11 protein-coding genes are annotated in these 14014 nt (G+C 42.8%); all 11 read right to left on the minus strand.

The window, feature by feature from the left end; all coding sequences use genetic code 11:
- On the minus strand, nt 1-3294 hold a 3294-nt coding region (locus PAT3040_RS12800; RefSeq protein WP_146200413.1), incomplete at its 3' end, for an Ig-like domain-containing protein.
- Between the two features lie 149 nt (nt 3295-3443).
- On the minus strand, nt 3444-4850 hold the full coding sequence (locus PAT3040_RS12805; RefSeq protein WP_108992957.1) for an undecaprenyl-phosphate glucose phosphotransferase: 1407 nt from the start codon (nt 4848-4850) through the stop codon (nt 3444-3446).
- 12 nt (nt 4851-4862) lie between these two features.
- A complete protein-coding gene (locus PAT3040_RS12810) occupies nt 4863-5951 on the minus strand; it encodes a glycosyltransferase (RefSeq protein WP_108992958.1) in 1089 nt (362 codons plus the stop codon).
- The gene (locus tag PAT3040_RS12815; RefSeq protein ID WP_258234961.1) at nt 5948-6694 is read right to left on the minus strand and encodes an ABC transporter ATP-binding protein; all 747 of its coding nucleotides are present in this window, start codon (nt 6692-6694) and stop codon (nt 5948-5950) included. Before PAT3040_RS12815 ends, PAT3040_RS12810 begins: the two co-directional genes overlap by 4 nt.
- A gap of 30 nt (nt 6695-6724) precedes the next feature.
- A complete protein-coding gene (locus PAT3040_RS12820) occupies nt 6725-7510 on the minus strand; it encodes an ABC transporter permease (RefSeq protein ID WP_108992959.1) in 786 nt (261 codons plus the stop codon).
- Complete coding sequence (locus PAT3040_RS12825; protein ID WP_108992966.1) at nt 7503-8354, minus strand: SDR family oxidoreductase; 852 nt, start codon at nt 8352-8354, stop codon at nt 7503-7505. Before PAT3040_RS12825 ends, PAT3040_RS12820 begins: the two co-directional genes overlap by 8 nt.
- Nucleotides 8355-8367: 13 nt before the next feature.
- Entirely contained in the window at nt 8368-9489 is a 1122-nt protein-coding gene (wecB, locus tag PAT3040_RS12830) for a non-hydrolyzing UDP-N-acetylglucosamine 2-epimerase (protein WP_108992960.1), read from the minus strand.
- A gap of 2 nt (nt 9490-9491) precedes the next feature.
- A complete protein-coding gene (locus tag PAT3040_RS12835) occupies nt 9492-10523 on the minus strand; it encodes a polysaccharide biosynthesis protein (protein WP_108992961.1) in 1032 nt (343 codons plus the stop codon).
- A gap of 1 nt (nt 10524) precedes the next feature.
- Nucleotides 10525-11559, minus strand: a complete 1035-nt coding sequence (locus tag PAT3040_RS12840) for a class I SAM-dependent methyltransferase (RefSeq protein WP_108992962.1) — start codon at nt 11557-11559, stop codon at nt 10525-10527.
- The gene (locus PAT3040_RS39990) at nt 11556-12611 is read right to left on the minus strand and encodes an acyltransferase (protein ID WP_108992963.1); all 1056 of its coding nucleotides are present in this window, start codon (nt 12609-12611) and stop codon (nt 11556-11558) included. Before PAT3040_RS39990 ends, PAT3040_RS12840 begins: the two co-directional genes overlap by 4 nt.
- Nucleotides 12608-13837, minus strand: coding sequence for a glycosyltransferase (locus tag PAT3040_RS12850; RefSeq protein ID WP_108992964.1), 1230 nt, complete (start codon nt 13835-13837; stop codon nt 12608-12610). The genes PAT3040_RS39990 and PAT3040_RS12850 overlap by 4 nt, the downstream gene beginning before the upstream one ends.
- Nucleotides 13838-14014: the final 177 nt, after the last annotated feature.

The following is a 14014-nucleotide window of genomic DNA, read 5'->3' on the forward strand; positions in this document are numbered from 1 at the left end:
CCCCGCCGCTATAAATTTGTCGTTGCTCACGGTATAGCGGCTTGCGGATACGCCTGCCGGCGAAGTGTCGGCCGTTGTCGTCGCGCCTGTATACTTGATCGCGATACCTCCGCCGTCCGATGCTTCATAATCGCCGGTCAGATTATCCAGCAGCGTCGTCTGGTTCGCGACGTTGGCATTCGTAAAGCTGGCCACGGACTGGCCGCCGAGCGTCACGAGTCCCACGCCTGTTGGCAGATACGAGACGGTTGCCGATTCTCCAACATTAGCCGGAGAGGACAATGTCAGAATAACGGCTGATCCGGCTACTTGCACGGTACTGATCGTTCTGACGAGATTGTTGATGCGAACAACGAACGTGCTGCTCGAAGGCACAGACACCTGGTTAAGCGTCTCGTTGAAGGTTAACGTCAGCGTCCGACCTTTCAGGATGGCGCCCCTTAGCGCGCCTGTCTGTCCGGTTCCCGTCCCTGTACCGCTGTTAGCGGTAATATTCGTAAACGAAGCCGCAGAGTTGCCGGAATAATCCTTTAACGTCGCATTGGTCGCGATATAGGATACCAGAATCTGCTGCGTTGTAGCCACGCCCGAAGTCAACGTCAAGTAAACGGTGTCGCCTGCCACTATGACGTTGCTGATCGTTCTCGCGCTGCCGTCGGCCGTTACGCTATATTGGTAAATGGCCGGCGCCGTGCTGGAATTCAACGGTTCATTATATTTGACGGACACCAACGTTCCGTTAGCCGTGATGTTTACAACCGTCGGCGCGAAATAATCTCCTACGGTGCCGCCGCCAGTATTGCCTGCATTCACCGTATAATTGCTGAACGCACTTACCGTATTGCCTGACACGCCTAATAATGGATAGCTGTTCGGAGTGTAGGATACGTATACAGGCTGACTGCTCGTTATGGAAGCGTTGACCGTCAGCTGAATGATGTTCCCGCTATGCCAGATCGCCGTCGGACTGTAGCTGGCCCCGCCGACCGTGACCGTGAACTGCGTGTAAGCGAAGGTGTTAACCGAGAACAGCGACTCGCTAAAATTAAGATTTACCGTATTGCCGTAGGCCGTTCCACTGCTCACGACAGGCACGGTGCCCGTTGAACCGTTCGACACTTCCAGATTCGTTATCGTTGCCGCCTCATTGCCGGACATGTCTTGAACAAGCCCGGTAGCCGGCTTCGTATACGACAACACTACCTTCTGATTGCTGCCCACGGAGCTTGCCAACGTCAGCGCGACGATATTGCCCTCTACCTTCACGGCAGTGACGTTGCGCGGAGCGCCGGCGACTGTGACGTAATAGCTCGCTGGCGAAGGCTTCAGATCCGCTTTAAGCGGCTCATTATAGATTAAGCGAATGATGGAGCCGCTCACTTCCGATCTCGTGATCGTCGGCGGCGTCGTGTCTCCGCCTATCGTTTGGAACGTCCACTGATACGTATTGAGAATACCGACAAAAGAGTTGCCGACAAGATCCAGCACGGCATTCTCTTCGATATTGACATAGTAGTTCGTGTTAGCCGCGAGCGGCTGGCTAGGCGTTATCAAAATCCTTTTGTTATTGGCGGGATCTACGCTAAAGGATCCCGTGACGGAAACAGCCGAGCCGCTCGAGTTCGCCGGATTAAAAGTAATGGCTCCTGGTCCGGTCATCACCGGCTTGTCGAATAAAGCTGCGAATTGCGACTGGACCGGAACGGCAGTAGCCCCATTCGCCGGCGTCAAGGAGCTCAGCATCGGACGCGTACCGTCCTGCGTAACCGTGAAGGTCCAACCCGTTGTGCTCGAGATGCCGGCGTAGAAATTGCCTGCGCCGTCTCTAATCGCGCGATTGCCTATCGTGACATAATAACGGGTGTTGTTGACGAACGACTTCGCCGGATCGGAAGATGAAATATATTTGTTCGGATCTACCGTAATCTGCTTTGTACCGCCGCCCGTTACGCGCGGCGATGTAATAGGGATGGAGCGGAACAACGTCCCTCCGTTATACTGACGAATTTCGATGTTGCCCGTATTCGGGTATACTTCTTCGTTGAAGGTTAAGGTCAGCAGCGTATTGGTGCCACTGGCTGTGCCTCCGAAGGTCGGCGTAACGCCGGTGAGACCCGGAGGCGTAACATCGTTGCCATAACCTGTCGTAAAGTTCCAGATCGTCGCCGCGGAGATGCCGTAGAACCAATCCGACGTATTCGGTGATGGTCTCGTAAACGCGCCTGGCTCGATAATGACATAATAAGCCGTGCTCGAGGCGAGGTTAGAAACGGGATCGATCGTCGCGACGGTGTTGCCTTCGCTGAGCGTCACCCTCGAGGAGTTAGCTACAATAGTTTCCACGACCGCATTGTCGCTAACTCGGCGGATCTCGATAGATTTGCCGGCGCTTCTTTGTACCGCCTGATCAAATCGTATCGTAAGATTGCTGTCAATCGGCACCAAAATCGCGTTGTCGGCAGGTTGGAACGGGTCCGTAGAAGACAGATTGACAGGCGCCGCTGCTGTCGTGAACGACCAGGACATGCCCGCAAACGTGTTGCCGGATGCATCCTCGAAGTTGTCGCCTGCTACCGTCACCGTATAGGTCGTGCTTGGCATGAGAGCTCCGTCCGGGATGATGGAGATCGTATTGGTGCCGCTGCCCGTCACGCTGCTTGCCGTGACCGGAATATATCGCATATCATCTGTCGAACTCAGGACGATGTTGCCCGAAGCGGCATAAACCGCCTCGCTGAATGTGATGGAGAGCGAGGTCGTAATGGCGTGCGTACCGCCCTCCGGTGTGCGAGATACGTAGGTCGGCCTCACTGTATCTTCCGTCACAACGGTGCGGAAGTTCCAGCGTGTCGCGTTCTGAATGCCCGAATAAGCCGCTCCGTTCGACACGTTAAGGAATGCTCCAGCATCAATCATCACATAATATTCCGTATTCAGCTCGAACTTGTAATTCGTCGAGGCGAGCGTTGGATTGATTGTTACCGTATTGGAGCTGATGCTCACTTGCCCGGAAGTGGCGCTGATCGCTTCCACCAGGCTGTTATTGGACGATTTGTATATAGATATGTATGAGGTCGAGGCCCCTGCCCGGACGGCTTCGTCGAAGGTCAGGATCAGATTGGCGCCTAACGGCACTCCGGTCAAATTATCGGCGGGCGATAAACTAACGGCTACCGGTCCGGCTGGTGCCGCCGTCACGGCGCTCTGGTTCAGAGTCCATCCTGCAGCAGGCAAGCCGATCTGCAGAAGCAAGGCAATGGCAAGTAGTATAGACAGCTTGCGGGTTACTTTCATGATCAATATTCACTCCTTAGGCTTTACGCTCGTACCCTATTTGTCGGCTTTTGCGCCCCAATAATTTAGGTTAACGACAAAAAACGCCGTACTCCGTCATGGAACATAACGGTAGCAACGACGTTAAGGTTGCGTCAAGTATATACGAATTAGTACGCATTCCGGTTAAAAAAACCATTATAAATGGTCTTCATAATAATCTTTATATCGAATATCAGCGTCCAATTCTCAATATAGAAGATATCGAGCTTGATCCGATCAGGGATGGATGTGTCTCCACGATAGCCGTTTGATTGAGCCCAACCTGTTATACCTGGACGTATATGATGCTTTACCATGTACTTAGGAACCTCTTCTTTAAAGCGCTCAACGAAATAGGGGCGCTCAGGACGAGGACCGACAACGCTCATATGACCCAACAAAACATTAAAAAATTGTGGAAGCTCGTCCAAGCTTGTCCTTCTTAGAAATACTCCGAATCGAGTTCGTCGAGGATCATTTTCGACCGTCCACGTTTGATCTGATGATAGTTCTGTCTGAATTCTCATGCTCCGAAATTTATACATCCGGAAGGTTTTCCGCCTCAGTCCTACTCTCTCTTGACTATATATGACAGGTCCGGGAGAAGTCATCTTAATACCCAATACAATCAGCAACATTAATGGCACCGTTAGAATAATACTAAATAATGAAAATGCTATATCAAATCCCCGCTTAGCCATTCGATTTCGCAACTCATCTAGAGGTATATCACGAACATTAATTAGAGGCATATCCGCAAAATTTTCGAAGTAAGGACGCGCAGGCAAGAAGTCAAAATAATCAGGTATTATTAAAGCCTTTACCCCTGCCTTCTCGCATAATTCCACGATTCGTTCGAACTTTTCATGCGCATGTAATGGAAGCGCAATTATCACTTCGTCCACATGATTCCTATTAAGTACCTCTCCCAATTTCTCAATAGGACCGAGAATATCCGGATAGTCAGCGGCATCTACCTCATGGTCGATTAAGTGATCGTCCAAGAACCCTATTACTTCATACCCAAGCTCAGGGTAATGCTGCAGATTCTTGTAGAATCTTTTTCCTAGTGAACCAGCGCCTACAATAACTACGAATTGTTTATTAAAGCCCTTTTCTCTAATCCATCTCAATACCAACTTCACAAATAAACGATATAAAGATATTAAAAAAATACTACTGAACAAGAACAACGCAAGATAAGCCCTTGAGATATCAACTACCTTCAAAATAAAAAAAACACTGAGCAATGCCAGGAAGGTCATGAATTGAATTTGAATAATCTTTAATAGCTCAGCAGAAAATCTTTTACGTCGCTTGGTCGTATAAAATGCAAAGGTATATCCTAACAATAATGCGAGTAGACCATACACGACACTCCAATAAAAATACTCACTTCTAGGCAATGGATTATGATAGGTCATGAGCCCACTCTGAAATTTGATCCACCATGCAATTACGAAACTTGTCTGTATCATCAGAAAATCACTAACAGCATATAGAGGAGTCAAAAATCCAGAATTACGCCGGAGCATGAGGCACCACCTCTATTTCATCAATTTATAGATTTCAAGAATTCTTTGAACAAATTTAAATTGCTCGTTGGCAAGCTTCTCTTTATTATCAGAAACCATACTTGCGCTCTCCCGCATATCGGATAGGAACTCACATACACCTCGAACAAATTCTTCCTCATTATCTGCCAGAAGTCCATTATAACCTTGTTCGAAAAGATCGCGATGAAAAATCCGATTACTTGCAACCACCGGCAGTCCTGATGCCATTGCTTCAAGCACCGAATAAGGCAACCCTTCCCATTTCGAAGTTTGAAGATAACAGGTGGCCATCCGCAATTGTTGAAGTGTACCTTCATTGGATAACCATCCCTTAAATATCACATTTGCTTGAAGCCTATAATTGAGCTCTATACATTCTTGTTTCAAGGAACCGTCCCCGACCCACACTGCCTCTACCTCTGGATAGACTTTTCTTAACATTGCAACAATGCGAATAAAGTAAAGTGGGTCCTTCTGTTCTTCTAGACGTCCGACCCCAATTACCCGGATTGGCGTCCTAGTGAGATCCGCCCCTAAGCTGAATGGCTTCAGAGCATTCTCAATCAAATGCACAGGCTGGAACCAGCTTAATCTTGAAGCATAACGGTATTCACTCTTCGAGCAAGCGACAATCTGGCATTTGAATTGCGAAAGTCCCCATTCAGCAATTACATATAAAACTCTGACAACAGGAGATCGACTCGTCATGAGAAAGCTGTATCCATGTGGGGTATAATAGAATTGTATATTCGAATACCTCAACGACAATATTCTACCAAAAAAACCAGCAATAGAGGAGTGTAAATGAATAATATCTGGTCGAATCTCGCGAATAGCATCATTTAATTCCGACAGACTTTTGCTTATATTGTTGAAGCTGAGTTGAATGGGTATCAATTTAATCTGTGTTGGCAATATCTCAGACAATTTATCTGGCGTAAATCTACGATTATTCGAATAAAGAATATAGTGCTGTACATCCCCATGAGTCACGACATTCGTAACCTCTTGCAAATATTTCAGAACACCCGAGGCCATCGTTTCCGTCACATGTACAATTACTTTCGATTCTCCACTCATTGTAGACTAGCCATATATTGAGGGGCTATCTCTGAAGTTGGCCCAAAAGCCATGAGCCTCCCCTTATTGATCCATGCCGTATGGGTACACATTTTTTCGATTTGTTCGATAGCGTGGGATACCAATATAATGGTAGCGCCTGTGGATATAATCTCATTCATCCGTTGCTCACATTTCAATTGAAATTTGTAATCTCCTACGCCTAGAATTTCATCTGCTATTAGAATATCCGGACGACTAATTGTAGCAATGGCAAACCCTAATCGGGCAACCATCCCTGAAGAGAAATTTTTGATCGGAACATCTACGAACTCCTGCAACTCTGAGAAATCCATGATTTCCTCAAACTTCGCACTCATCGCGGCCCTGCTATAACCAAGAATAGCTCCATTCAGGAAGATATTCTCCCTGGCTGTCAATTCATAATCAAAGCCGGCACCTAATTCAATCAAAGGAGCAACCGTACCATATACGCCAATACTCCCCGTTGTAGGCTTCATAACACCAGCAATCACCTTCAGGAGAGTACTTTTCCCACTCCCGTTCACACCCACGATCCCGAGTGATTCTCCTCTGCGAATGGATAAAGAAATATCCTTTAAAGCCCAGAACTCTGTAATTTTAATTCTGCCTTTAACAAGACGAACGATATACTCCTTTATATTGTCGACCTTTTCCTTACTCATGTTGAACTTCATCGAAACATTATTTACATCTATTATGAAATCAGACAGTGGATTCACCTCGTTCCGCCAGCCACCTGTGTATAGCTGCTAAATATGCAATATAAACCTATCTTGGGTTCTGTAGAATGTTACCAACCCGATCGCCAAAGCCATTATGCCTATTGATAAACACAATAGGTTCTCGGTCAGTCCAGGGACGGTTCCTTCAAGTATGAGCTTGCGAAAATAATTGACATAATGGAACATTGGATTCCATTCGAATAATACCATATAACGTTCCGGAATAATCGTAATTGGATAAAATATAGGCGTCAGGTAGGTCCACAATAACGCGAATACGCTATATAAATGTGCGATATCCCGAAAAAAAACAGTCAGCGCCGATAAAGCAAGACTCAGCCCTGTCGTAAACAAAACTAAATAGAAAACAGGCACAATAGCAAGCAGCATGGACAATTGGAATGGGGCCCCTGTAACTGCCATAACTATTAGAAGCGCCAAAAAAGCAAAACAGAAATTCACAAGACTCGATACTACCCTTGAGAGTGGGAACAAATACTTGGGTATATAAACTTTTTTTATCAAGCTTCCATTCCCAATAATGGACGTAAGCGCCGTATTTGTAGCTTCAATATTTAAAGTGAATAAGATTGAGCCTGATAGCAGATAGACAGGAAAATGTTCGATCTGAGTACGGAACAATGCTGAGAATACAATGGTCATTACGATCATTGTAAGCAGTGGATTTAAGAGTGTCCACAGCAACCCCAATACCGACCTCCTGTATCTTGTCTTAATATCCCTAATAACGAGTTCCATCAATAGATTACGATATTTGAAGAATCCCCTGAGTATAACATTCAATTTATTCATACTGATATACCTTTTTGTGCTTAAATATCCACTGCCTCATCTCTTCGATCATCTGTGAATAAGGCGGAATGACATAGTTAAAATCCGTTCGTGTATTGACGAGAGACTTGTCGACGTTAAAATCCTCATGGGGCATAATTTCGATATCATTGCGATTAAAAATATCTTTAAATAGCAACAATAGCTCATATTTATTAATCGTGAACGGAGGTGTCAGATGATATAACCCACTTAGATCCTGCTTGATAGCCTCATTTAAGGCCCTGGCCAGCTCGATAGTAGTAACACCGTTCCAGATCGCATTCACATAGCCGTTGACCTTCCCTGTTTGGTTCATGAACCAATGAAACAATCCAGTCCCGTTATGGCTGATATCTGGACCTAATATCGACATTCTGAACGTTAGATTGCGATTTGCGCTCACTTCTCCGAGCGCTTTCGAGCGATCGTACATCGTTCTGCCATCCTGAAGCGCCGCTTCCGTATACCCTCCTTTTGCACCTGAAAACACACAATCGGTGCTGAGATGGATAAATTTAATTCCTTTTTCCTTTGCGTATACAGCCAATCTCTGAGGCAAATAGGAATTAATAAGCACGGCAATATCCGGCCTCTCCTCAGCCTCTCTCTGCAGAATACCAATCGCATTAACAATAATGTCGGCACTTATTTTATCAAGCCAGTTTATTACTGCACTCGTATTCGATGCGTCAACTGAAGCCGCTCTCTCTCCCGACTCCATGCTCCTGGACATTCTGTACACTTCATAACCCTTCTCCTCCAAGTACATGGCTATAACGTGTCCCGCCATACCTGTAGCCCCTAGAACCGCAACCTTCGTCATCTCTCTCATTCCTTTAATGATCTTTTCTCCAGACCGTACGATTGATGTAGCCTGTATAACTCATAATGATACGCACTACCTTTAGCGAAACATTATCCGCATTATAATCCTCGACGAGCTTCATTCGATTTCCTTGCTGATGCTGAGCGACCACTACGTTAATCGCTGCTAGGACATCTTTCGGATGCGTTCCGGACATAATTAAAGTTCCTTCATCCATCCCTTCGGGTCTTTCATGCGCTTGACGAACTGTGATAGCGGGGAATTGCAATATGGAGGCCTCCTCCGTAATAGTTCCACTATCTGAAATGACGCAAAACGCATTCTGCTGAAGGGAAATGTAGTCAGCAAAACCTAAAGGCTTCATCCATTCTACTAAGGGATGGAGGTCAATCTGATTACCTTCTAACAGTTTCCGAGTCCTCGGATGAGTAGAAACAATGATTTTTTTTCCATACGTATCCGCGATTGCATTTAGAGAATCCAACAAATTAGAGAAGTTGACAGGAGAATCCACGTTTTCTTCCCGATGAATACTTACTACAAAAAATTGACCTGGTAATAAACCAAGCTCCTGTTGCACATTGCTGTTATTGATACTTTCCGCCTGACGAGCCAAAACTTCCTTCATGCTCGAGCCCGTCTTTATAACTGTCTCTGGCCTTAACCCCTCATCAATTAGATATCGCCTAGCGTGTTCTGTAAGCGTCATATTAATATCGCTTAATTGATCGACAATCTTGCGGTTTATTTCTTCTGGCACACGTTGGTCGAAGCATCGATTCCCTGCCTCCATATGGAATACTGGGATTTTATTGCGTTTTGCGGATATTACCGCTAAGCACGAGTTAGTGTCGCCATATAATAATACAGCATCAGGCTGCAACGATTTAAATAGCTCATCAGACCGGATGATAACATTGCCGATTGTTTCCGCAGCACTGGCGCCAGCGGCTTCCATGAAATGATCAGGCTTGCGGATCCCCATGCCGTTAAAGAATATTTCGTTCAATTCATAGTCATAGTTTTGTCCCGTGTGGACGAGAATATGATCGGTGTATCGATCCAGCTCCTCGATGACGCAGCTCAACTTTATAATTTCCGGACGCGTTCCTACGATCGTCATGACTTTCATCGTTAGTAACCCTCACTATATGATGTTTTTTCTAGTTCATTCTGTATATAATCCATATTGAGCAGCATATCCTCGAGTTGATCTCTACTCAGCCGATCCGTGTTGTGTGAGGTGTAGTCTTCCGCTTCCGTGATGATTTGATCTCCATCCACAAAGTATTTACCATAGTTCAAATCACGGTCGTCTGTTGGCACCATGAAGTATCGCCCAAGATCGACGGCCCTAACCTTTTCTTCTCGGGTAAGTAGTGATTCATATAACTTTTCCCCATGACGTGTCCCTATACATTTCACATCAACATCAGATTGGAACACTGCTTTCATGGCTTCGGCTAACACCTCAATAGTAGCTGCCGGCGCCTTCTGCACGAATAGTTCTCCGCCTCTGGCATTCTCGAAAGCAAATAAAACCAGATCAACTGCGTCGTCTAGAGTCATCATGAATCTTGTCATATTAGGGTCTGTAACTGTAATAGCTTGTCCTGTTTTAATCTGCTTAGTAAACAAAGGAATAACGGAACCTCGTGAAGCCATAACATTCCCGTATCTCGTGATGGTTATTACGGTCTTTCGGTTCGCACCCATCTTAGATTTAGATGACGCCACCTTCTCCATCATCGCTTTTGACATACCCATCGCATTAATCGGATATACCGCCTTATCCGTGGATAGGCAAATGACTTTCTCGACTCCATTAACAATCGCGGCATTTAATACGTTCTCTGTTCCTATTACGTTCGTTCGCACGGCTTCCATAGGAAAAAATTCACATGATGGAACTTGCTTAAGAGCTGCCGCGTGAAATACATAATCAACACCGTACATCGCCGATTCAACGCTGCCATATTCCCTCACATCGCCTACAAAGCATTTGATCTTATTATTCTTGTAATAATTTCTTAGATCATCCTGCTTCTTCTCATCACGCGAAAATATACGTATTTCTTTAATGTCGCTATCTAGGAATCTCCGGAGCACTGCATTACCGAATGAGCCTGTTCCTCCGGTTATTAATAGGATTTTATCTTTAAACATCTCATTTTCCTCGCTTATACATATTTTTGATTTTCTGTTTCATAGTAAACAATCTATTCATTAATTTTAAGCTTCTTGTGTTCAATAACCGTTCTAATTCCTTTTTGTATGTCAGCAAGGTGATGTTTTCTTGCGCCATTATTAGGCTCGTATTCTCAGCTTGATCTAATTCCATAGAAAGTAATTCAACGATCTCTCGCAGTTTGTCCTTCTCGCCTTGCAATTGACCATTTTGTTTTTCTAATGTTTCAATCCTAGTTAGAATCAAATTTATATGTTTCTCTGCACCCGCTAGATTCCGTGTTAATTCCAAATATGTTCCTGGTTCTTCTAGTACTATTGAATTTTTTAGACTTAGCCCCACTTCAAATTGACTGCAAATTACAATCATATTTTGCGCATGCTCGAAACTACTCTGATTCTTGAGTATTATATCCATACTAGTAGCATTCTCTGAACTTAGAATTAGCACTGTCTCATATCTTTGATAGGAAAAGTTAACATGTTCAAAAAAGCTTTTGAGAAAATGACTAAATTCGTCGATATAATGCTCTTTTACATGAAATTCATTTCTATAGCCCCATGTATCGAATGCATAGTCAGAAGCGACTCTTTTATTCGGACAAGACAAAATTAATATGCCGTCCTTCTTTAATACTCTTTTTACCTCTGTAATAAACAAATATTGTGCCTCTAAATTCACATGTTCAATCGTTTCGAATGAGATCACTACATCTATAGTGTTGTCATCAAAATCAAGTTTTTCAACCGATCCCTGCGAAAAAGTCAGATTATTACGAACATACTTCTTTTCAGCATGATGAATAGTCTCCTTACTTATATCTACACCATATACCTGCCCAGCACTTTCAGCCATTAAATTCGAGCCATATCCTTCACCGCAAGCTATATCTATGACAACTTTACTTTTTATATGGCTTAAAGTAGAATAATACCTCTGCCAGTGTTCATAAGCCATAGGGGTTTTGTCATATTCCTCTATTCCTGGTATAAATCTCTCTCCTGTAAATTTCACAAAGGTTCACCTCTTATTCTTCTCCATACGAACACTACTAGCACTTTCCTTGTATACTCCACAATCATTGAGAAGAGAAACACTAGCCCAATATACAAAATGCAATTTGGTATGTACATTGGTGAGTTATAACTTGTAAAAGGTGATACTTTAGTGAATATGTGTTGCAAAACGCTTATTCCGAGCGTATGAACTAGATAACCACCATATGTTTTGGAGGCTATATTGTTTATAAATAGATTCTTCCGTAACTCCCATCGTATAAATATACTAAAAAAACTGACGGCAGCTATTACAACAAAAATATTTGAATAGCTGTGGAACGAGCTGACGTACGAACCCACTTCTTTGCTGTATAGATATGTTAATGTAGTAATTGCTGTAGTAGCTATAGTAAAAATTATGAACAATTGTCCTCTGCCTAATTGTATACCAAAACGTTTAATATAAGCTCCTTGAATATATAGTGTGACTGATAGAAGAAATGCACTATAAATCAGATTTTCGGGTAACCACAAATCTTGTAGTAAGTGATTAATTGAAGACGGCACTATAAAAATACCATATAAAGTAACCAGTAGAGATTTCATTTTCTCTTTGGGCATTCGATTTAACAACAGATTAATGAAAGGCGATACTAAAATTAAACAAATGTAAATATAGACATACCAAAAATGATAATAAACAGATCCGCTGGTCATAAAATCTTTTAATAACATAAAAGGTGTAGGAAGTATTTCCGGAAAAAAAATTACGTTTATACAATATATAAGAATTGCATAAAAAATCATAGGTGTCATAACTTTTTTTATTTGTTTACTTATTTTCATTTCGTAAGATTGCATGAAAAATCCGGATATCAAAAAGAAACATGGTACCGCTATACTAGAAACACTCCTTATTAAATTCGAGAAATGCCAGTTCAATGAATCCAATGACATCGTTTTTAAAGCTAAACCAACACCTATCACATGTATCATAATAACCATTACAAATCCAATTACTCTTAATAGTTCAACACTACTTACTCTTGTCTCTATTTGCTCTCTCATTTTTTCTTCCTTTTTGACACTTCTTTATACAAGTCCATGAGTTTTTGATAATAGACATCATAACTATAGTTCTTTTCTGCCAATTGCCTCCCGAGTCGTCCACGTCTTTCGCATTCTCTAGGATTGTTCATTAATTCATTTATTACATTACAAAACCCAGTCGTATCTCCTTTTTCAACTACTATCCCACATTCTGGAGCAAACGTAACCTCCGGAAGCGAAGTGTCCGGAAACACTATGATTGGCCGGGAGGACGCCATAGCCTCTATAGCCATTAAACCAAATGCTTCAGCAGTAGACGGCATTAGGAAGACATCACATGCAGCATAGAACTGTGTCATATGAAGATCATCAGTGATCCAATCAAAATCGATAATATTATACTTAGATTTATATTTATTTAGGAGTCCACTTTCCCCAACCGTTAGAATAGTAACCTTTCTGTTAGGGACTAGTTTATCTAACATCTCCAAAATATATGAATAGCCTTTAAATTTGGACCTGTCGGCTCGGAAAGCAATTACAAAATGATCTTCAGGAATGTTCCATTGTTTCCTGCTTATATTTTTAGATTCAATGGAGTTATATTTATCAAGCTTTATTCCGAAAGGAATTAGGTGCACTCTTTCAAAATGAGAGGTCAATGGACTAGACTTTACAAGGTCGTACATAAATTTAGATGCAACTACGATGTCCAGGTCAAGTTTTGAATATACTTCTTTTTTTATTTCCCACATCTGAAATGCTTTATCATATTTCATAGGGAATATGGTATCTAACTGTGGGCACGAGTGGCAACCTGATTTCCATTTATCACACCCTAGTGGATAAACACAATGTCCAGTAAATGCCCAAGGATCGTGTAGTGTCCAGACTGAGGGCTTTTGGGTTGTCATTTCTTCAAAATCAAACAATGATATTAGATAATTGTGAATCAGATGATAGTGAACAACATCAGCCTCTCGAAATTCACGTAGTTCCATAATTTTTCGTCCATAGGGGTAAATCAGACTATGCATTGATAATCTTTCTTCAAATTCCATAAATAACTTCCTGATCGTGTGTTCTTCAGACTTTAATAATGATATAGTATGTTCATCATGCCCTAATTTTTCTGCAACTATTTGGTATGCTTCGTGACCATTCTGGTTCATATCAAGTTGCAGATCATGCCCGTTAAACCTGCTACCTGGAAGATCAGTATTGTTTATATGAGTTATTTTCATCTTGAAGCTCCTCGTGTACTTCCTCGATTCATTTCTGATTTAATTGATTTATAAAATACCTAAAGACTTATAAAATCCTGATTTCATAGTGTCAGAAGTAAGATACTTCGAAAAAGCTTCATACCCCTTTATACCCCGTTCATTTCTCTCTTTATCTTCAATAATATCAGCAAGTAA

Source organism: Paenibacillus agaridevorans, from assembly GCF_003112455.1.
Taxonomy (GTDB): domain Bacteria; phylum Bacillota; class Bacilli; order Paenibacillales; family Paenibacillaceae; genus Pristimantibacillus; species Pristimantibacillus agaridevorans.

Excerpts from the sequence above, each read along its gene's own strand:
- PAT3040_RS12805 (WP_108992957.1), bottom strand. The coding sequence starts at position 4,850 with ATGCTCCGGCGTAATTCTGGATTTTTGACTCCTCTATATGCTGTTAGT.
- PAT3040_RS12810 (WP_108992958.1), bottom strand. The coding sequence starts at position 5,951 with ATGAGTGGAGAATCGAAAGTAATTGTACATGTGACGGAAACGATGGCC.
- PAT3040_RS12820 (WP_108992959.1), bottom strand. The coding sequence starts at position 7,510 with ATGAATAAATTGAATGTTATACTCAGGGGATTCTTCAAATATCGTAAT.
- PAT3040_RS12825 (WP_108992966.1), bottom strand. The coding sequence starts at position 8,354 with ATGACGAAGGTTGCGGTTCTAGGGGCTACAGGTATGGCGGGACACGTT.
- wecB (WP_108992960.1), bottom strand. The coding sequence starts at position 9,489 with ATGAAAGTCATGACGATCGTAGGAACGCGTCCGGAAATTATAAAGTTG.
- PAT3040_RS12835 (WP_108992961.1), bottom strand. The coding sequence starts at position 10,523 with ATGTTTAAAGATAAAATCCTATTAATAACCGGAGGAACAGGCTCATTC.
- PAT3040_RS39990 (WP_108992963.1), bottom strand. The coding sequence starts at position 12,611 with ATGAGAGAGCAAATAGAGACAAGAGTAAGTAGTGTTGAACTATTAAGA.
- PAT3040_RS12850 (WP_108992964.1), bottom strand. The coding sequence starts at position 13,837 with ATGAAAATAACTCATATAAACAATACTGATCTTCCAGGTAGCAGGTTT.